At 71.1% G+C, this 18,793-nt stretch carries 21 protein-coding genes; 13 read left to right on the forward strand and 8 right to left on the reverse strand.

From position 1 onward, the window contains the following. The first annotated feature begins 4 nt into the window (after window positions 1-4). Window positions 5-1,375 carry a carbohydrate ABC transporter permease gene (locus HUT19_RS18275; protein WP_176181517.1) on the forward strand — a complete coding sequence of 457 codons (1,371 nt, stop codon included), beginning with the start codon at window positions 5-7 and terminating at the stop codon, window positions 1,373-1,375. A gap of 158 nt (window positions 1,376-1,533) precedes the next feature. Further along, window positions 1,534-2,316 carry a carbohydrate ABC transporter permease gene (locus HUT19_RS18280; protein ID WP_254886183.1) on the forward strand — a complete coding sequence of 261 codons (783 nt, stop codon included), beginning with the start codon at window positions 1,534-1,536 and terminating at the stop codon, window positions 2,314-2,316. 1 nt (window position 2,317) lies between these two features. Here the strand turns inward: HUT19_RS18280 and dtd are convergent, their stop codons facing one another. Then, window positions 2,318-2,743: a D-aminoacyl-tRNA deacylase gene (gene dtd, locus HUT19_RS18285; RefSeq protein WP_176181519.1), complete on the reverse strand. Its 426-nt coding sequence runs from the start codon at window positions 2,741-2,743 to the stop codon at window positions 2,318-2,320. Window positions 2,744-2,889: 146 nt separating this feature from the next. On the opposite strand from dtd, the gene HUT19_RS18290 reads away from it, so the two are divergent. After that, entirely contained in the window at window positions 2,890-3,534 is a 645-nt protein-coding gene (locus tag HUT19_RS18290; RefSeq protein ID WP_176181520.1) for an ABC transporter substrate-binding protein, read from the forward strand. 76 nt (window positions 3,535-3,610) lie between these two features. Next, complete coding sequence (locus tag HUT19_RS18295) at window positions 3,611-4,855, forward strand: GNAT family N-acetyltransferase (RefSeq protein WP_176181521.1); 1,245 nt, start codon at window positions 3,611-3,613, stop codon at window positions 4,853-4,855. A 4-nt stretch (window positions 4,856-4,859) separates the two neighbouring features. On the opposite strand, the gene soxR is transcribed toward HUT19_RS18295, so the two are convergent. Further along, window positions 4,860-5,318: a redox-sensitive transcriptional activator SoxR gene (gene soxR, locus HUT19_RS18300; RefSeq protein WP_176181522.1), complete on the reverse strand. Its 459-nt coding sequence runs from the start codon at window positions 5,316-5,318 to the stop codon at window positions 4,860-4,862. A 52-nt stretch (window positions 5,319-5,370) separates the two neighbouring features. On the opposite strand from soxR, the gene HUT19_RS18305 reads away from it, so the two are divergent. After that, entirely contained in the window at window positions 5,371-5,997 is a 627-nt protein-coding gene (locus tag HUT19_RS18305; protein ID WP_176181523.1) for an NADPH-dependent FMN reductase, read from the forward strand. Window positions 5,998-6,051: 54 nt separating this feature from the next. Here HUT19_RS18305 and HUT19_RS18310 read toward each other — a convergent pair whose 3' ends face one another. After that, complete coding sequence (locus tag HUT19_RS18310) at window positions 6,052-6,795, reverse strand: ABC transporter permease (RefSeq protein WP_176181524.1); 744 nt, start codon at window positions 6,793-6,795, stop codon at window positions 6,052-6,054. After that, window positions 6,788-7,780, reverse strand: coding sequence for an ATP-binding cassette domain-containing protein (locus HUT19_RS18315; RefSeq protein ID WP_176181525.1), 993 nt, complete (start codon window positions 7,778-7,780; stop codon window positions 6,788-6,790). The genes HUT19_RS18310 and HUT19_RS18315 overlap by 8 nt, the downstream gene beginning before the upstream one ends. A 121-nt stretch (window positions 7,781-7,901) precedes the next feature. Between HUT19_RS18315 and HUT19_RS18320 the strand changes: the two genes are divergently transcribed. The 3 genes from HUT19_RS18320 (at window position 7,902) to HUT19_RS18330 (ending at window position 10,552) form a co-directional block, all read left to right on the forward strand. Further along, window positions 7,902-8,660, forward strand: coding sequence for a TetR/AcrR family transcriptional regulator (locus HUT19_RS18320; RefSeq protein WP_176181526.1), 759 nt, complete (start codon window positions 7,902-7,904; stop codon window positions 8,658-8,660). A gap of 128 nt (window positions 8,661-8,788) precedes the next feature. Further along, complete coding sequence (locus HUT19_RS18325; RefSeq protein ID WP_176181527.1) at window positions 8,789-9,553, forward strand: NAD(P)H-dependent oxidoreductase; 765 nt, start codon at window positions 8,789-8,791, stop codon at window positions 9,551-9,553. Between the two features lie 108 nt (window positions 9,554-9,661). Beyond that, complete coding sequence (locus HUT19_RS18330; protein WP_176181528.1) at window positions 9,662-10,552, forward strand: DUF1396 domain-containing protein; 891 nt, start codon at window positions 9,662-9,664, stop codon at window positions 10,550-10,552. A gap of 36 nt (window positions 10,553-10,588) precedes the next feature. Here the strand turns inward: HUT19_RS18330 and HUT19_RS18335 are convergent, their stop codons facing one another. Then, window positions 10,589-11,128, reverse strand: a complete 540-nt coding sequence (locus HUT19_RS18335; protein ID WP_176181529.1) for a GNAT family N-acetyltransferase — start codon at window positions 11,126-11,128, stop codon at window positions 10,589-10,591. Window positions 11,129-11,214: 86 nt separating this feature from the next. After that, complete coding sequence (locus HUT19_RS18340) at window positions 11,215-12,108, reverse strand: aldo/keto reductase (RefSeq protein WP_176181530.1); 894 nt, start codon at window positions 12,106-12,108, stop codon at window positions 11,215-11,217. 159 nt (window positions 12,109-12,267) lie between these two features. On the opposite strand from HUT19_RS18340, the gene HUT19_RS18345 reads away from it, so the two are divergent. The 3 genes from HUT19_RS18345 (at window position 12,268) to HUT19_RS18355 (ending at window position 13,762) form a co-directional block, all read left to right on the forward strand. Continuing rightward, window positions 12,268-12,672, forward strand: coding sequence for a helix-turn-helix domain-containing protein (locus HUT19_RS18345; protein WP_176181531.1), 405 nt, complete (start codon window positions 12,268-12,270; stop codon window positions 12,670-12,672). Window positions 12,673-12,689: 17 nt separating this feature from the next. After that, window positions 12,690-13,307 carry a hypothetical protein gene (locus HUT19_RS18350; protein WP_176181532.1) on the forward strand — a complete coding sequence of 206 codons (618 nt, stop codon included), beginning with the start codon at window positions 12,690-12,692 and terminating at the stop codon, window positions 13,305-13,307. Window positions 13,308-13,417: 110 nt separating this feature from the next. Beyond that, window positions 13,418-13,762 carry a DUF2516 family protein gene (locus HUT19_RS18355; RefSeq protein ID WP_176181533.1) on the forward strand — a complete coding sequence of 115 codons (345 nt, stop codon included), beginning with the start codon at window positions 13,418-13,420 and terminating at the stop codon, window positions 13,760-13,762. 69 nt (window positions 13,763-13,831) lie between these two features. Here HUT19_RS18355 and HUT19_RS18360 read toward each other — a convergent pair whose 3' ends face one another. Further along, entirely contained in the window at window positions 13,832-15,064 is a 1,233-nt protein-coding gene (locus HUT19_RS18360) for a PP2C family protein-serine/threonine phosphatase (RefSeq protein WP_176181534.1), read from the reverse strand. A 236-nt stretch (window positions 15,065-15,300) separates the two neighbouring features. Here HUT19_RS18360 and HUT19_RS18365 point away from each other — a divergent pair, with 236 nt between their 5' ends. Next, window positions 15,301-15,819 (forward strand): O-acetyl-ADP-ribose deacetylase, encoded by a 519-nt coding sequence (locus HUT19_RS18365; RefSeq protein WP_176181535.1) that lies wholly within the window; start codon window positions 15,301-15,303, stop codon window positions 15,817-15,819. A 24-nt stretch (window positions 15,820-15,843) separates the two neighbouring features. On the opposite strand, the gene HUT19_RS18370 is transcribed toward HUT19_RS18365, so the two are convergent. Beyond that, complete coding sequence (locus HUT19_RS18370) at window positions 15,844-16,935, reverse strand: C40 family peptidase (RefSeq protein ID WP_176181536.1); 1,092 nt, start codon at window positions 16,933-16,935, stop codon at window positions 15,844-15,846. Between the two features lie 665 nt (window positions 16,936-17,600). Between HUT19_RS18370 and pstS the strand changes: the two genes are divergently transcribed. Next, window positions 17,601-18,728 carry a phosphate ABC transporter substrate-binding protein PstS gene (gene pstS, locus HUT19_RS18375; protein WP_176181537.1) on the forward strand — a complete coding sequence of 376 codons (1,128 nt, stop codon included), beginning with the start codon at window positions 17,601-17,603 and terminating at the stop codon, window positions 18,726-18,728. The last annotated feature ends 65 nt before the right edge of the window (window positions 18,729-18,793 follow it).

Consider the following 18,793-nt stretch of genomic DNA (forward strand, 5'->3'; position numbering starts at 1 on the left):
CGTCATGTCTGCCACTGTCCGCAAGGTGCCGCCCGCGACCGCGGGCGGCCCCCCGTCCGGGCCCACCCCCCGCAGCCGCGCGGCCCGCCGCCGGAAGGTCATTTCGCTGGCCTTCCTGCTGCCCGCGCTGCTGCTGCTGGGCTCCCTGGTCGCCTACCCCATCGTCTTCTCGGTCGGGCGCAGCTTCTTCGACGCCTCGGGCGACACCTTCGTCGGCGCCGACAACTACACCGAGATGTTCCAGGACCCGGCGACGATGAAGGCGATCCGCAACAGCGCGATCTGGGTCATCGTGGCTCCGGTCCTGCTCACCGGGCTGGGTCTGATCCTCGCGGTGCTCACCGAGAAGATCCGCTGGGCGACCGCTTTTAAGCTGCTGATGTTCATGCCGATGGCGATCTCCTTCCTCGCCGCGGGCATCATCTTCCGCGTCGCCTACGAGGCGGATCCCGACCGGGGTGTGCTCAACGCGGTGACCGTCGGGGTCCACGACGCCTTCTCCGGGGACATCGCGGGATACCCCACGGCCCACCCCCAGAACCCGCGGACGATCCCGGCCCAGAAGGACGGCTCGTTCCGGACGGCGAAGACCGCCTCCCCCGGTGACACGGTCAACCTCGGTCTGGTCGGCGTTCCGCCCAAGGACGTGCCCAAGAGCGCCAAGCCCGCACGCGAGGCGTCCTCGGCCACCGCCGCCAAGGACGAGCTGCGCGGCGTGGTCTACATCGACTTCACCCTCGGCGGCGGCGGCAAGCCGGGCCGGGTGGACCCCACCGAGCGAGGACTGCCGCAGCTCGCGGTGGAGGCGGTGAAGGACGGCAAGGTCGTCGCCACCGCCACCACCGGGACCGACGGCACCTACCGCTTCGAGGACCTGGCGCCCGGGGACTACCGGCTGCAACTGCCCCAGAAGGACTTCGCCGAGGCGTACCAGGGCATCTCCTGGCTCGGCCCGTCGCTGATCACCCCGGCGATCATCGGCGCCTATCTGTGGATCTGGACCGGCTTCTCCATGGTGCTCATCGGCGCGGGGCTGGCCTCGCTGCCGCGTGACGCCCTGGAGGCGGCCCGGATGGACGGCGCGAACGAGTGGCAGATCTTCCGGAAGATCACCGTCCCGCTGCTCAGCCCGGTGCTGGGCGTGGTCTTCGTGACCACGGTGATCAATGTGATGAAGGTCTTCGACCTCGTCTACATCATCGCGCCGGGGCCGGTGCAACAGGACGCGAGCGTACTGGCCACCCGGATGTGGCTGGTCTCCTTCGGCGGCGGCAACAACCAGGGGCTCGGCAGCGCGCTCGGCGTTCTGCTGCTGCTGCTGGTGGTCCCCGCCATGGCCCTCAACATCCGTCGCTTCCGCAGGAGCCAGTCATGACCCTCCACGACACCGCCGGACGGGAACCCGGCGCGCCCGTGGCCGCACCCGCCGTGACCCCGGCGAAGACCACCGCACCGGGCAGGTCCCGGCAGGGGCCGGCCGCCTGGCTGTCCAAGAAGCTCAGCAACGGTCTCATCCAGGCGTTCCTGCTGCTGATGGGGCTGATCTGGCTCACCCCGGCGGCCGGGCTCTTCCTGTCGTCGCTGCGTTCGGAGGAGGACAACGCCACCTCCGGCTGGTGGAAGGCGTTCACCAGCCCCGGTTCGCTCTCCTTCGACAACTACTCGGCGCTGCTGAAGGATTCGGGCATCGTCCAGGCGTTCTGGAACACCGTGTCGATCTCCGTACCGGCCACCGCGCTGGTCGTGGTGATCGCCGCGCTGGCCGGATACGCCTTCGCCTGGCTGGAGTTCCCCGGCCGGGACTGGATCTTCCTGGTGGTCGTGGCGATGCTGGTGGTGCCGGTGCAGATCGGGCTGCTGCCGGTGTCCAAGCTGTTCGGCTCGCTTGGTTTGTTCGGCACGATCCCCGGTGTGGTGCTCTTCCACGTCGCCTACGGACTGCCGTTCGCCATCTTCCTGCTCCGCAACTACTTCGCGGAGATCCCCCGGGAGATGCTGGAGGCGGCCCGGATGGACGGCGGCAGCGAGTGGCGCATCTTCACCCGGCTGGTGCTGCCGCTGGGCCGCCCGGCCATCGCCAGCCTGACCATCTTCCAGTTCCTGTGGGTCTGGAACGACATGCTGGTCGCGCTGATCTTCGCCGACAACGAGTCGCAGCCGCTGACCGTGGCGTTGCAGACCCAGATGCGGCAGTTCGGCAGCAACATCGGGGTGCTGGCGCCGGGGGCGTTCCTGTCCCTGATCGTGCCGCTGGTGGTGTTCTTCGCCTTCCAGAAGCACTTCGTCCAGGGAGTCATGGCGGGGTCGGTGAAGTAACTCAGACCTCGACGATCACCGTGAACGGGCCGTCGTTCGTGAGCGTGACCTTCATGTCCGCTCCGAACCGGCCCGTCTCCACGTGGGCGCCCAGCTCCCGCAGCCGCGCCACCACCTCGTCCACCAGCGGTTCGGCGACCTCGCCCGGGGCCGCCGCGTTCCAGGTCGGACGGCGGCCCTTCCGCGCGTCCCCGTAGAGCGTGAACTGGCTGATCACCAGCAGCGGGGCGGCCAGGTCCGAACAGGACTTCTCGCCCTCCAGGATCCGCACCGACCACAGCTTGCGGGCCAGCTGGGCGGCCTTCTCGGGGGTGTCGGCATGGGTCACCCCGACCAGGACGCAGAGCCCCGGGCCGACGATCTCACCGACCGGCTCGCCGTCCACGACGACGCTCGCCCCGTTCACTCTCTGTACCACAGCACGCATACGGACCATCATGCCGTGCGTCCATCCGGGGCCGATCGGGTGGAGAGCCGCTGCACAGGGTGCACATGCGGTGGCACGATGCGTGCAGGCGGTGCAGGTGGGCAGGAACTGCTGGAATGACGCACCGCTGGAGGGGACGGACACAAATGATCACACCGGGCACCGAGCAGCACACGGCCGCCGACGGCCTGCTGCCGCCACGGCCGCCGAGCCAGCGCGGCGGCCGCCTGGCCGACTCCGTGGCGCTGACCACGACCGCCGCCGATTCGGGGGCCGCCGGCCCCGCCGGGGAGAGCCTGGCGGGACTGCGACTGCCGGAGCTGCGGACGCTGCGCCGCACCGCGCAGCGCGAAGAGGCGGATCTGAGCTATGTGCGCAGACTGTTGCAGGGGCGGATCGACATCCTCCGCGCCGAGCTGGCACGCCGTCGCGATCCGGCGCCCCCGGTGGTGCCGGACGCCCCGCCCGCGGCACTGGTGGACCTGCTGCCGGAGATCCTCGCGGACGTCCCGTCGCGGCACCGCTCCTCCGCCCGCCATGTGACGCTCGGGACCCCGCACAGCGCGGAGTACGAGCGGCTGGCCGAGGAGATGCTCGCCGAGGTCGGTCTGTCCGACCCGGGAGCCCGTACCGACGAGGAACTGCACGGCGCGATGGGCCGCCTGATCGGGTACGAACAGCAGGTCTCCCGGCGGCGGCAGGAGCTGCAACGCACCGCCGACGGGTGCAGCGCGGAGATCGCCCGCAGATACCGCGAGGGAGAGGCGCAGGTGGACGACCTGCTCGGATAGCAACGGCGGTGCCGGGCGGCAGCGGCCGCGGGAAATCCGGATGCGTCCGGTGACGGCACGCACTTAGCGTGGGCCCATGGCCCTCGAGATCCGCACTCCGCTCCCCGAGTCCGATCTGACGTCCTGGAGCCGCGGACTCAGTACCGGCTTCCTGCGACCGCCGGAGGTGTCGAAGGAGGAGGTGGAGCTGCGCCGGGCCCAGGTGGACCTGGACCGGGTGCAGGGGGTGTACGACGGGGACCGCTGTGTCGCCACCTTCCGTAGCTTCGCACAGCGGCTGACGGCGGTCGGCGGGGCCGAGGTACCGGCCGACGCGATCAGCAATGTCACGGTCTCGCCCACCCATCGCCGGCGTGGTCTGCTCAGCCGGATGATGGACCACGACCTGCGGACGGCCAAGGAGCGGGGCGAGGCGGTGGCCAGCCTGATCGCCGCCGAGTACCCGATCTACGGGCGGTACGGCTTCGGCCCGGCCACCTGGGTCACCGAATGGCGGGTGGATGTGGCGCGGGCCGGTCTGGACCCGCGGTACTCCGGGCCCGCGGACGGCAGCCGGGTCGACTTCGCCGACGGCGACGAGGTGCGGAAGCTCGGCCCCGCGCTGCACGAGCGGCTGCGCACCGGGACGCACGGTGTGATCGACCGGTCCGAGCTCTGGTGGCGGGTCAGCACCGGCCTCCAGCCCTCCCCGGGCCATACCTGGAAGGAACCGTTCTACGCCGTCCACCGCTCCCCCGACGGCACGGTGGACGGGCTGCTCGTCTACACCGCCGATGACCGGTGGGAGGCCAAGCGGGCCCAGAACACCGCGACCGTGCGCGACCTGATCGCGGTCACCCCGGCCGCCGAACGCGCGCTGTGGCACTTCCTCTTGTCCGTCGACTGGGTCACCTACGTCAACACCGGGCTGCGCGCGCCGGACGATCTGCTGCCGCTGCTGCTCGGGGATCCGCGCGCGGCGCAGGTCAGCACGTACGCCGACTTCCTGTGGCTGCGCCCGCTGGACATACCCCGGCTGCTGACCGCCCGTACCTACCCGGCCGAGGGCTCGCTCGTGCTCGAACTGCACGACCGGGCGGGGCTCGCGGGCGGACGCTTCTCGCTGGAGGCGGGCCCCGACGGCGCCGACTGTGCCCCGACCACCCGCACGGCCGATCTGACCATGGACATCGCCGAGTTGGGCACGCTGTGGCTGGGCGACGAGTCGGCGGTGCGGCTCGCGGCGCTGGGGCGGGTGGCGGAGGAGCGGGAGGGCGCGGCGGTGCTGGCGGACCGGCTGTTGCGGGCGGCCCGCCGCCCCTGGTGCCCGGACATCTTCTGAGCGCTCAGCAGCACGTGAGGAACCGGTGCGGTCCCGCGCCCTTTTCGCCCAGCTGATCGTAGGGGTTCGCCAGCGCGCACTTGTCGATCGACAGACAGCCGCAGCCGATGCAGTCGGTCAGGTGGTCGCGGAGGTTCTCCAACTGCTCGATGCGCTCGGAGAGGTCCGCGCGCCAGCACTCCGAGATCCGGGCCCAGTCCTCCTTGCTGAGCACATGGTCCTCCGGGAAGAGCGCGAGCACCTCCCGGATCCGGGCCAGTGGAATGCCGACCCGCTGCGAGGAGCGGACGAAGGCGACGCGGCGCAGGGTGTCACGGGTGTAGCGGCGCTGGTTGCCGCTGGTACGGCGGCTGTGGATCAGCCCTTCGCGCTCATAGAAGCGCAGCGCCGAGGCGGGCACCCCGCTGCGCCGGGAGAGATCGCCGACCGTGAGCTCATGGGTCTTCCAGGTCAGTTGCGTCATGCTACCGAGGGTAGCTTGACTTCAACCAATGTTTAAGTCCGAGGCTCTTCCCATGACCTCTCAGACCGCGGTTTCCACCGCTTCCACCAGCGCTGTCACCACTCCTCCGCTCCGGCTCGCCGTCGTGGTGGGCAGCACCCGCGAGGGCCGCTTCGGGCCGACGGTCGCGCGGTGGTTCACCGAGCGCGCCGCGCTCCGCGACGACATGGACGTCGAGGTGATCGACCTGGCCGACACCCCGCTGCCCGTTCAGCTCACCCACCGGCCCGGCTCGGAGGAGAGCAAGGCCCTGGAGGCCGTGAGCCCCCGGCTGGACGCGGCCGACGCCTACGCCGTGATCACCCCGGAGTACAACCACAGCTACCCGGCAGCCCTGAAGAACGCGATCGACTGGCACTACAGCCAGTGGCGGGCCAAGCCGGTCGGCTTTGTCTCCTACGGCGGGATCTCCGGCGGACTGCGCGCCGTCGAGCATCTGCGGCCGGTGTTCGCCGAGGTCCACGCGGTCACGGTGCGCGACTCGGTCAGCTTCCACAACGCATGGGATCTGTTCGGTCCGGACGGCCGGCTGACGGCCCCGGAGGCCCCGGACGCCGCCGCCACCACCATGCTCGATCAGCTCGTCTGGTGGGGCCGGGCCCTGCGCTCCGCCCGCGAAGCCGACCCGTACGGGGGCTGACTCCGCGGTCTGCCCGGCCGGTGGCGCGCGTTGGACGCCCCACCGGCCGCGGCCTCAGACCGTACGGCGGCGGAAGAGCACCCCGGACAGGGCGATCGCCACCACCAGGATGGAGCCGCACCAGACCAGGGCCTGCCAGCCGCTGTCACCGACCGGCCGGTCCAGCAGCAGCGCCCGCAGGGTCTCGATCAGCGGGGTGACCGGCTGGTGTCCGGCGAAGCCGTGCAGCCAGCCGGGCATGGTGTCGATCGGCACGAACGCGCTGCTGGGATACGGCAGGAACATCATCAGGAAGGTGAATCCGCCCGCCGCCTCCGGCGACCTGGCGATCAGGCCGAAGCAGGCCGACAGCCAGGAGATCGCGAGGATGAACAGCAGCAGGACCCCCGCCACCGCCAGCCACTCCAGCGGGCCCGCGTCCGGCCGGAAGCCGATGAGGAAGGCGACCCCGAAGACGATGGCGGTCGCGACGGCGTTGCGCAGCACGCTCGCTGCCACATGGCCCGCCACGATCGCGGTGCCCCCGATGTCCAGCGAGCGGAAGCGGTCGATGATGCCGCCCGTCATGTCGTGGGTGACGGTGACCGCGGTGTTGGCCGAGCCGAAGCCCGCGCACAGCAGCATCACCCCGGGGACGACGTAGGTGACGTACTCCGTACCGGTGTTGATGGCCCCGCCGAAGAAGTAGACGAAGACCAGCATCAGCATCACGGGCAGCAGCATCGCGGTGAGTACGGCGTCGAGATTGCGCCTGCTCAGCCGGACGGCCCGGCCGGTGAGAACGATCGCGTCAGACACGGGTGGACTCCTTGTCGGTGCGGGAGGCGGTGGCGGCGCTCGTGGTGGCGGTGGTGGTGTGCCCGGTCAGGGCCAGGAAGACGTCGTCGAGCGTCGCGCCGTGCACGGTGAAGCGGTCCACCGCCCGGCGCCCGGGGTCGATCTCGTCGAGCAGTCCGCGGATGTGCGCGGCACTGCCGTCGGTGGCGACGCCGAGGGTCAGCCGGTCGAAGTCGCTCCACACCAGCCGGGCGCCCAGGAGGCGCGCGGTCTCCTCGAACGCGTCGGCACCGCCCAGCACCAGGTCCAGCCGCTGCCCGGCGACCCGGTCCTTGAGTGCGGCGGAGGTGCCCTCGGCCACCACCCGGCCGCCGTCCACGACGGCGATCCGGTCGGCGAGCTGATCGGCCTCCTCCAGGTACTGGGTGGTGAGGAAGACCGTCACCCCGTCCCCCACCAGCCCCTTGACCACCTCCCACATGGCCTGGCGGCTGCGCGGGTCCAGCCCGGTCGTCGGCTCGTCCAGGAAGATCACCTCGGGGCGGCCGACCAGACCGGCGGCGAGGTCGAGGCGGCGGCGCATCCCGCCGGAGTAGGTGCCGGCAGTGCGGCGTCCGGCGTCGGCGAGGTCGAACCGCTCCAGCAGCTCCTGGGCGCGGCGGCGGGCCTCGGCCCGGCCGAGCCGGGTCAGCCGCCCCATCATGCGCAGGTTCTCCTCGCCGGTCTGGTTCTCGTCGACCGCCGCGTACTGGCCGGTGAGGCTGATGGCGCGGCGCACCCGGCGGCGTTCGGCGACCACGTCGAAGCCCGCGACCCGGGCGCGCCCGGCGTCGGGGGCACTGAGGGTGGCCAGAATGCGCACGGTGGTGGTCTTGCCCGCCCCGTTGGGGCCGAGCAGGGCGAAAACGCTACCGCGCGCGACGCTCAGATCGACGCCCCTGAGGACGTGCACCGCTCCGTAGGACTTCTCGAGGCCCCGCGCCTCGATGGCCGGTTCGCTGGTCATGAATCCCCCGCTCCCTCTTCTGCGTATGCCATATACACTACTGCGTAGGGTATACACAGTCCTTAGGATGGCAGTCAACCCGGCGGATACAGCGGATGAGACAGAGGGAGGCCCCAAGGCCATGGCCACGGAGCGGAACGGCGGCGGCACCGGCCTGCCGACCAGCATCGAGGCCGCCTGGGGGCTGCGCGAGCGCCCCGCCAAGGGGCCACGCCCCGGGCTGACCCTGACCCGGATCGTCGACGCCGCCGTGAAGCTGGCCGCGTCGGACGGGCTCGGCGCGGTCTCCATGAGCCGGGTCGCGGCCGACCTCGGCGTCTCCACCATGTCGCTGTACCGCTATGTCTCGGCCAAGGACGAACTGCTGCTGCTGATGGAGGACGCGGCCTACGGCTCCCCGCCGCCCGGCCCCGGCCCGGACGAACACTGGCGGACCGGACTCACCGGCTGGGCCTGGGCGCTGCGCGCCGCGCTCATCCGCAACCCCTGGGCGGTGCGGATCCCGATCAGCACCCCGCCCTGCACCCCCAACTCGGTGGCCTGGATGGAGCACGGGCTCGCCTGCCTGCGCGGCACCGGCCTCGGCGAGGGCGAGAAGATCTCCATCCTGATGCTGGTCAGCGGCTTCGTCCGCAATGAGGTGCGGCTCGCCGTCGATCTCCAGGACGCCGCCGAGCGCTCCGGGAACAGCCCCGAGCAGTCGATGATGGCCTGGGCCCGGCTACTGGAGAAGCTGACCGACGCCGAGCGCTACCCCGCGGTGACGGCGGCGCTGCGAGCGGGCGAGCTGTACACCCCGGGCGGCCCGGACGACGAGTTCGTCTTCGGCCTGGACCGGATCCTCGACGGGGTGGAGGCCCTGGTCACCACCCGGAACTGAGCCCCACCCGGAAGTGAGCCCCGCCCGGTCGGCTGCCCCCCGGGCGGCCGGCCGACTGGCCAGATCCTTGCACATCCTGTCCATCCGGTCACTCGTTGCCGCCGGGCCGGTTCCCCACGATGGACCGCATGAACGTGCTGTGGATATTCGCCCATCCCGAACCGCGCTCCCTGAGCGGCGCCCTCCGCGACGAGGGGCTGCGCACCCTGCGGGAACTCGGCCATGACACCCGGCAGTCCGATCTCTACGCGATGCGCTGGAACCCCGTCGTCGACGGCGGCGACTTCCGCCATGACGACGAGGAACGCCTCGTCGTCGGCGCCGCATCCCAACGCGCCTACGCCGCAGGCGCGTTGAGCGAGGACATCCGCGCCGAACAGGAGAAGCTGGAGTGGGCCGACGCGCTGATCCTCCAGTTCCCGCTGTGGTGGTACGGCATGCCCGCGATCCTCAAGGGCTGGTTCGACCGCGTCTTCGTCAAGGGCTTCGCCTACGGGGTGACCGGCCCCGACGGCCGCACCCTGCGCTACGGCGACGGGGCGCTGTCCGGCAAGCGGGCCATGGTGGTTCTGACGGCCGGAGCGCCCGAGGACTCCATGGGCCCGCGCGGCATCAACGGCGACCTCGGCCACCTGCTCTTCCCGCTCCAGCACGGCACCCTCTGGTACAGCGGGATGTCCGTCCTGCCGCCCCATGTCGTCTACGGCGCGGACCGGCTGTCGCCGGACGCCTACCGGGACCGCGCCGCCGGGCTGCGGGAGCGGCTGCGCACCCTGGCCACCGCCGAGCCCCTCCCCTTCCGCCGCCAGAACGGCGGGGACTACGACGAGCGGCTGGTGCTGCGGCCCGACCTGCTACCGGGCCGTTCCGGTCTCGCCGTCCACTACTCCTGAGGGAGCCGAGGGCCGGAGAGCAATCGGATCGCTCTTCCTCGCATCCCTACGCTAATGTCCCGACATTGATCGGAAATGATCAGAAGGTCATCACAAGGGGTGGGGTAAATGGGCCACGTCGTACACACCGGACAGCGCAGACGGACCAACGCGGCCGGGGCGGTACTCACCGCCGCGCTGCTGTGCGCCGGGGCGGTGGGCTGCGGCACCGAGAAGTCCGACGGCAACGCGGCGGACGGGGCGGCCGAGGGGCGGGGGATGACACCCGCGGCGGCCGTGAAGGCGGCGGCCAGGAACACCGAGAAGCTGACCTCGCTGCGCTACCGGATGACCGGCCGCACCCCGGAGGAGGGCCGGGTCGAGGGCGAGGGAGCGATGTCCTTCGAGTCCAAGACGATGCGGATGAAGGTCCGCGCCCTGGACCAGGGCGCGGACGCGTCGTTCGAGATCCGGGTCGTCGGCAAGGTGATGTACATGGGCGCGGACAAGGCGTCCGCGGCCGAGATGGACGGCAAGCGCTGGCTCAAGCTGGACCTCTCCGCCCTGGGCAAGGGGGGCTCCGGTGACACGTCCACGGACGCGCTCGCCGGCCAGGCGGACAAGAACCCGGCCGCCGAGTCCACCTTCCTCTCCGACGCCGACGAGGTGCGGCGCGTCGGCAAGGAGACCATCGACGGCGTCAGCACCACCCACTACCGGGGAACGGTCACCCTCGACCAGATGCGCGCAAGCCTGAAGGGCGAGGACGCGGAGACCCGCGAGCGCCGGACGAAGAACCTCAAGCAGTTCGAGGACATGGGGGTCGACCGGCTCTCCATGGACATGTGGGTCGACGGGAACCACCACACCAAGCGGTTCCGTATGCGCGGCAAGGGCGACAAGGGCCCGCTGGACACCACGATCACCTTCCTGGACATCAACAAGCCGGTCACCGTGCAGGCCCCGCCCGCGAGCGAGACCCACGACCTGGCCGAACCGGCCCAGGGAGCCGAGGGCTGAGCGGCCGGGAGCGGGCCTTCACCGGGCCCGCCCGGCTCACCTCCGCTCGATGAGCTCCAGCCGCCAGTCGTTGCACTGGATCGGGTTCCCCGCCGGATAGTCCAAGTCGCACACACCGAGCAGGGTGAACCCCGCCTTCCGGCACACCCCGTTGGACGCCGGATGGTCAACCGACGGAAACGCGTGCAGCCACCGGTGGGCTCCCTCCGCCGCCGCGGCCCCGGCAACCCGCCGGGCCGCCGCGGCGGCGACGCCCCGGCCCTGGAACTCCGGCAGCACGCCCCAGCCGGTCTCGTACACCGTGCCGCCCCGCCACTCCTTCTCCCAGAACCCGATGGACCCGGCCACCTTCTCCTCCGGCAGCAGCACCACCCGGTACATCCGCCCCCGGCCGGACTCCGCCAGGCCCGCGTAACGGCGGTGGCGGTCGAGCAGCTTCTCCTCGCTCTCCGGCCCGCCCAAGTGCCGCGTCATCTCGGGGCTGTTGTTACGGCGCAGCAGCTCCAGGAAGGACGGATCGTCCTCCCACGGCTCGAGCCGCACCGCTGACCGCGCACCGTCCGTCACATCCGGCATCCGCCCGCCTCCCGTTCCCCCTCGTTCCCCTCGTTCCCCTCGTTCCCCCCTCTCGTTCATTCGACCACGGGGGTCCGACAGCGCCCTCAGTGCCGACCGAGGAGCTCCATGTCGTCCGCGTCGAGGACCACCCGCGCCGCCGCCATGTTCTGCTCGAGATGGGCGAGCGACGCGGTGCCCGGGATCTGTACGACCGAGGGGGACCGGGTCAGCCCCCAGGCCAGCGCGATCTGGTGCTCGGTCGCGCCGTGCCGCTCCGCGACCGCCCGCAACCCCTCACCGTCCAGGGCGGTATGGCCCCCGCCGAGCGCGAAGAACGGCATATAGGCGATCCCGGCGTCCGCGCACAGGTCGACCAGCGCGGCGTCCTCCTGGCCGAGCACCCCGAAGCGGTTCTGCACCGCCGCCACGGGTGCGACGGCGCGCGCCTCGGCCAGCTGCTCAGTGCTGACATTGCTCAGCCCGAGATGCCGGACCAGCCCCTCCTCCCGCAGCGCGGCCAGCGCCTCGAACCGCTCGCCGATGGACACCCCGCCCACCGCCCCGAGCCTGCCCACCCGCAGATACACCAGGTCCAGGGCGTCGAGACCGAGTTGGCGCAGATTCTCCTCCACCAGCCCCCGCAGCTGCCCTGGCGTGGCCTCCGCGTACATCTCCCCGTCCGCGTCCCGCAGCGGGCCGACCTTGGTGGCGATGGTGACGCCCGCCGGATACGGATGCAGTGCCTCGCGCAGGATGTCGTTGGCCCGGGCGCGGGGCGAGAAGTAGAACGCGGCGGTGTCGATCAACCGCACACCCAGCTCCACGGCCCGTCGCGCCACCGCGACCGCCGTGGCCCGCTCGACCACCCGCGTCCAGCGCCCGGGCAGCTGCATCGCGCCGAATCCCAGCCGGGGCACGGTGATGTCCCCGCCCAGGGCGAAGGATCCAGCGGATACGGATACAGGTACGGACGAGAAAGGTGTTGAAGATGAGGTCATGGGGCAGCATGCGCAGCCTTTTGCCCACATCACAAGATCGCTGAGCCGTCTCGCCGGAGGCGAGGCAGGGGGCGCCGTTCACCCCACTGCCGCGTGGCACACCCCACTATTGCAAGCATTTGCTTGCAATAGTTAGCGATTATGGGGCACGATCGAGGCATGGCATCACTGAACGTCGGCAATCTCGGGGAGTTCCTGCGGGAGCAGCGCCGCAGCGCACAGCTCTCGCTGCGGCAGCTCGCCGACGCCGCCGGGGTGTCCAATCCGTATCTGAGCCAGATCGAGCGCGGGCTGCGCAAGCCGAGCGCCGAGATTCTCCAACAGCTGGCGAAGGCGCTGCGGATATCCGCCGAGACCCTGTACGTACAGGCGGGGATCCTCGACGAGCGCGATCGGGAGGAGACGGAGGTGCGCAGTGTGATACTCGCCGACCCCTCCATCAACGAGCGGCAGAAGGCGGTGCTGCTCCAGATCTACGAGTCCTTCCGCAAGGAGAACGGACACCCGACCGCCTCGGACGGCACCCCCGCCGCAGACGCCGACGTCGCCCCACCCTCGACCTGATCCGGGAGGACCATCAGATGGCCATCACCGACGACGTACGCAAGACCCTCACCGACCCGACCCCGCTGTACTTCGTGGCGGGCACGGCCGACCTCGCCGCGCAGAAGCTCAAGGAGGTGCCGTCGCTGGTCGAGAAGATCGTCGCCGAGGCCCCCGAGCGCTTCAACGCGGTGCGCAACACCGACCCCAAGGCCGTCCAGGACCGGGTCACCCAGCAGGCGAAGGAGGCGCAGGACAAGCTGACCGAGGTGCTCGGCACGCTGGACACCGACCTCAAGCGGCTGCGGGACACCGCGCAGGACCTCGCCCTCCAGGGCGTCGGCCGCGCCGCCGAGTTCGCCGTCAAGGCGCGGGAGCGCTACGACGAGGTCGCCGAGCACGGCCAGGAGGTCGTGAAGACCTGGCGCGGTGAGGCGGCCGACGAGGTCGTGGACATCGCCAGCGCGATCGAGCCCAAGGACGGCACGCCCACCAGCGCCGCGGCACAGGCCCCGTCACACTCGGTCACGGTGGACTCCAACAAGGAGGCGCCGAAGACCACGGCCAGGCCCGCCGGGCAGAGCGCCCCGGCCAAGAAGGCCCCGGCCCGCAAGCCCGCCACCGGCAAGAAGCAGGACCCGAAGTCGGGCGCCTGACACACCAGCGTCCAGCGGGAGGGCCGGGCTCGCCCTGCGTGCCCGGCCCTCCCAGCGGGTACGGTGGCCCGGGAGACGCTCCCCTTCATCTCTTCTAGGCGGTGGACAGCGTGCTGGTGCAAGGTTTCGGTGAGTTGCTGTACTGGGTCTCCTGGGGCCTGCTCCTCTTCAGCCTGTTCGCCTTCGTCGACTCCGCGATCCGCCGGGAAGACGCCTACCGTGCGGCGGACAAGCAGACCAAGCCCTTCTGGCTGATCATCCTCGGTCTCGCGGCCGCGGTGAACTTCTTCATGGGCATCATGAGCTTCCTGCCGATCATCGGGCTGATCGCGACGATCGTGTACATCGTGGACGTCCGGCCCGCGCTGCGGCAGGTCTCCGGGGGCGGTGGCCGCTGGAACCGGGGCCGCGGCTCCAGCTCCGACGGCCCGTACGGGCCCTTCAACGGCCGGTAGCCGAGGCGGCCGGCAGCCGAGGCGGCCGGCAGCCGTCAGGCGGGGGCCCGGCGGCTCCGCGCGGCGCTGTCAGCCGCGGTCGAGCAGCAGCACCGCGAGGTCATCGGTCAGCTCCCCGCCGTTGAGCGTGCGCACCTCGGTGACGGTCGCGTCGAGCAGATCCTCACCGCGCAGCCCCTCCCCGAGCTGGCGGGCGACGATCTCGACCATCCCCTCCTGCCCGAGCCGCTGCACACCCGGTCCGACGCGGCCCTCGATCAGCCCGTCGGTGTACATCATCAGGCTCCAGGCGCCGCCGAGCTGGATCTCCCGGCGCGGCCAGCGGGCGTGCGGCAGCAGCCCCAGCGCCGGGCCGTTCTCGTCGGTCGGCAGCAGCCGGGGCGCCATTCCGGGCCGGATCACCAGCGGCGAGGGGTGTCCGGCCAGACAGACCCCGGCCCGCCGCCCGTCCGCGGAGATGTCCACGGTGCACAGGGTCGCGAAGATCTCGTCGTCCGGGCGCTCGTTCTCCAGGACCTGCTGGAGGGTGCCCAGCAGCTGGTCGCCGCAGAGCCCGGCGAAGGTCAGGGCGCGCCAGGCGATGCGCAGCTCCACGCCGAGGGCTGCCTCGTCCGGGCCGTGACCGCAGACGTCGCCGATCATCGCGTGGACCGTGCCGTCGGAGGTGCGCACGGTGTCGTAGAAGTCGCCGCCGAGCAGGGCGCGGCTGCGGCCGGGCCGGTAACGGGCGGCGAACCGCAGCCCCGAGCCCTGCAACAGCGGGGTGGGCAGCAGTCCGCGCTCCAGCCGGGCGTTCTCCTGGGCACGCAGCCGGGACTCGGTCAGCTGGCGCTGGGCGAGGTCGGAGCGTTTTCGCTCCACGGCGTAGCGGATGGCACGGCTGAGGATGCGGCCGTCCAGCTCGCCGCGGAAGAGGAAGTCCTGGGCACCCACCCGGACCGCCTCGGCCGCGCGCTCGGCGTCGTCCTCGGCGGTGAGCACGAGGACGGCGTGCGACGGCGCGAGCTTCAGCACCGCGCGCAGGGTGTCCAGCGCGTCCGCCGCCTCCCGGTCCGGACCCGGCAGGGCCAGGTCGAGGAGGATGCACTGCACACCGTCGGTGAGCAGCCGGGTGGCCTCGGTGAGATTGCGGGCGGTGCGGATACGCACCCGGTTGCCCTCGGTGTCCAGCATTTCGGGGACGTTGAAGTCACCGGACGGATCGTCCTCGATCACCAGCAGGGTGAGCCCGCTGTCGGGCAGCGGGGCAGGGCGGGCCTCCGTGGCCAGCGCCTCCCGTTGCCTCGGCACGGGTACGGACATCGCTCGATTCCTTCCCTCCCCCCGAGGGCGCGGCGCCCGCCACCGACCGGCGGACCGCACGTTCCCCGGCACGCACACCGACTGGTCGGTTTCAGAGGTTTCACAGGCGCGGGTGCCGGATACTGCCAGGCGACCTTAGCGCTAGGGCACAGCGCTACGGAATGACCTTCAGGCATCGACTTTTGTCATATGCCCCACGTCATGCGGCACTTGGTGGACAACGGGAGAATCACGGAATGACGAACATCACGCTGGTTCTGGGCGATATCACTCAACAGGACACCGATGCCGTGGTGAACGCGGCCAATTCGTCGCTCCTGGGCGGGGGCGGGGTGGACGGAGCCATCCACCGCCGGGGCGGATCCGACATCCTGGACGAATGCCGCGCACTACGCGCCTCCCACTACGGCAAGGGGCTCCCGGCGGGCCAGGCGGTCGCCACCACGGCCGGAAGGCTGCCGGCCCGCTGGGTGATCCACACCGTCGGGCCGGTGCACTCCACGAGCGAGGACCGCTCCGAGACCCTCGCCTCCTGCTTCCGGGAGTCGCTGCGCGTCGCGGACGAGCTCGGCGCCCGTACGGTCGCCTTCCCGGCCATCTCCACCGGCGTCTACCGCTGGCCGCTGGACGACGCGGCCCGGATCGCGCTGGCGGCGGTCCGCGCGGCGGACACCTCGGTCACCGAGGTCCGCTTCGTCCTGTTCGACCGGCCGGCCTACGACGCCTTCGAGACCGCCCTGCGGCAGCGCGACTGAAACCCGGCCGCGACCCCGCCCCGACTACGCCCCGCCCGGGCGGACAACGCCCAGGATCGGCATGGAACCCGCTCCCGCGACCGTCACCTGGCGGCCGGGGCGCGGGGCGTGCACCATCGCGCCGTTCCCCACGTACATCCCGACATGGCTGGCGTCCGGGTAGTAGATGATCAAGTCGCCCGGGCGCATGCCTTGGATGTCCACCTTCGGCAGCAGCCGCCACTGCTCCTGCGAGGTCCGCGGGATCGACCGCCCGGCCGCCGCCCAGGCCCGCTGTGTCAGCCCCGAGCAGTCGTAGGTGTCGGGGCCCACCGCGCCCCAGACGTAGTTCTTGCCGATCTGGGCCGACGCGAAGGCCACCGCCTGCTTGCCCGTCGCGCTCGCGCCCGCGCCCAGCTGCCGCAGTATGCCCGTGTCCAGCCACTTCGCCTGGGAGGCACGGGCCTTGTCCTCCTCCAGCCGCCGCAGCCGCTCCCGCTCCTTCTTCTCCAGCCGGGACTCCAGCCGCTGCGCCTTCGCCAGCTTCGCCGTGATCTGCTTCTTCGCCGCCGCCTTCTTCTTCCGGCTCCCGTCCAGCCGCTCCCACTCCTTGGAAGCGGACTTCGCGTAGCGGTCGAGCGCGGCCTGGGTGCGCTCCAGCCGACTCATCAGACCGTGGGTCGCCTGCTGGCCCTTGCGGGCGAGGGTGACGCCATCGAGGAAGTCGCCGGGGTCGTCGTTGAGGAGCAGCCGCGCCTCGGCGGGCATCCCGCCGCCGCGATACTGGGCCCGGGCCATCGCCCCGGCCCGCTTGCGCAGCCCGGACATCTCCTTCTGCGCCTTCACCACGGCCCGTGCGATCTTCACGATCGCCTTCTCCTGCCGGGTCTGGCGCTCCCGCGCCAGGTTGTAGGCGTCGGTGGCCTTCTCGGCCTTGCGGTAGAGGCCGTCGATCTCGGAGCGGACCTCCTCCAGGCTCTTGCCGCCGGAGCCGCCGGAGCCGCCGGAGTCCGGCCGTGGTGCCGGTTCGCCCGGCGTCGCGTACGCCGCCTCCGGTAAGGCCGTCGCACCCAGCGCGCATACGAGCGCGGTGGCCGCGGCGGCGCTCGCCCCCCTCCCTCTTCCGTCCCGCCTCACCCGCCGTCTCCTCTCGTCCGCTGTTGTCCGCTGTTGTCCGTTGCCGTCCGTTGTCGTCCGCCGCTGTTGACCGAGGCCGTGCGCGCAGCCGTATCCCTCGCACCAGCCCTCGCACCAGCCCTCGCACCAGACATGACGTACCGGCACGTAGGGACGGATAGTGACATGCCGTACCGCAATCCGACAGAGACACGCGCGAGTTACCCCCGCAGCCGCCGGATCCGGGGCATGGCAGGCGTTCAGTACGGAAGTCACACGGCTGTCACCCGGATGCCGCACAGACGCAAGGCGGTGGCGAGGCGGGTGCGTCACGGTGGCACGGCGGCCGCGGGGCGCCCTGACGGGGAGGGCGCCGGGGCGATGCGCCCAGGCCCGCGGCGGTGCGCCCGGTGAACGCCCCGCGGACGGAGCGCCCGGCAGGCCGTCCGCCCGGGCCGCGACCGCGCCGTGACCTGGCCGTGACCTGGCCACCACACTGACGGCCGAGGTTCACCATCCGTTAACTCACCCCCTGAGGCCGCTTCACCTGTTCTGCCTAATTTCGGCCCTACTGGGAGCGAGCCGGGGCTGAAAACCGGCCCGCTCTCACAAGCGCCGCTCAACAGTGCGCCTCATCCGTCTCGCGCGCCGTCCCCACCGGCGGCAACTGGAAGGAACTCCCGAAAGTGAAGCAGCTTCAGCGCAAGAACCGGCTTCGCGCCGTCGCCGCCGGTGCCCTCGCCGTCTCCAGCGCCCTGGCCCTCACCGCCTGCGGCTCGGACGACAACTCCGGCGGCGGTGGCGGCGGCAAGGACGCCAAGGCCAGCAACATCAAGTGCGACGGCAAGGGCAACCTGCTGGCCTCCGGTTCCTCGGCGCAGAAGAACGCCATGGACCTGTGGGTCAAGAACTACGGTGCCGCCTGCAAGGACACCAAGATCAACTACAAGGCCACCGGCTCCGGTGCGGGTGTCCAGGAGTTCCTCCAGGGCAAGACCGCCTTCGCCGGATCCGACTCGGCCCTGAAGCCGGACGAGGTCAAGAACTCCAAGAAGGTCTGCAAGGGCGGCCAGGGCATCGACCTGCCGATGGTCGGCGGCCCGATCGCGATCGGCTTCAACGTCCCCGGTGTGGACAAGCTGGTCCTCGACGCCGAGACCCTCGCCAAGATCTTCGACTCGAAGATCACCAAGTGGAACGACCCGGCGATCCAGAAGCTCAACAAGGACGCCAAGCTCCCGAGCCTGAAGATCCAGGCGTTCCACCGCTCCGACGAGTCGGGCACCACCGACAACCTCACCAAGTACTTCAAGGCCGCCGCCCCCTCGGCGTGGCCGCACGAGCCGGGCAAGGCGTGGGAGGGCAAGGGGGGCCAGTCGGCCGACGGCTCCTCCGGCGTCTCCTCCCAGGTGAAGCAGGTCTCCGGCGCGATCTCCTACTTCGAGCTGTCCTACGCGACCGCCAACAGCATCAAGACCGTGGACCTCGACACCGGCGCCTCCGCCCCGGTCCAGGCCACCGTCGAGAACGCCACCAAGGCCATCTCCGAGGCCAAGATCAAGGGCACCGGCAAGGACCTGGCCCTGGACCTGGCGTACGACACCAAGGCGGACGGGGCCTACCCGATCACCCTGGTCACCTACGAGATCGCCTGCGACAAGGGCAACAAGCCCGGCACCCTCGCCGCCACCAAGTCCTTCCTGAACTACGTCGCGAGCGAGGACGGCCAGACCTCCCTGAAGGAGCTCGGCTACGCGTCGCTTCCGACCGAGATCGCCACGAAGGTCCGCGAGAGCGTCAAGAACCTCTCCTGACCCGAATGCGGCCGGCTCCACCGCGGGAACGCGCGGCGGGGTCGGCCGCATCGTCCGGTGCACCG

This window comes from Streptomyces sp. NA02950, from assembly GCF_013364155.1.
GTDB lineage: Bacteria > Actinomycetota > Actinomycetes > Streptomycetales > Streptomycetaceae > Streptomyces.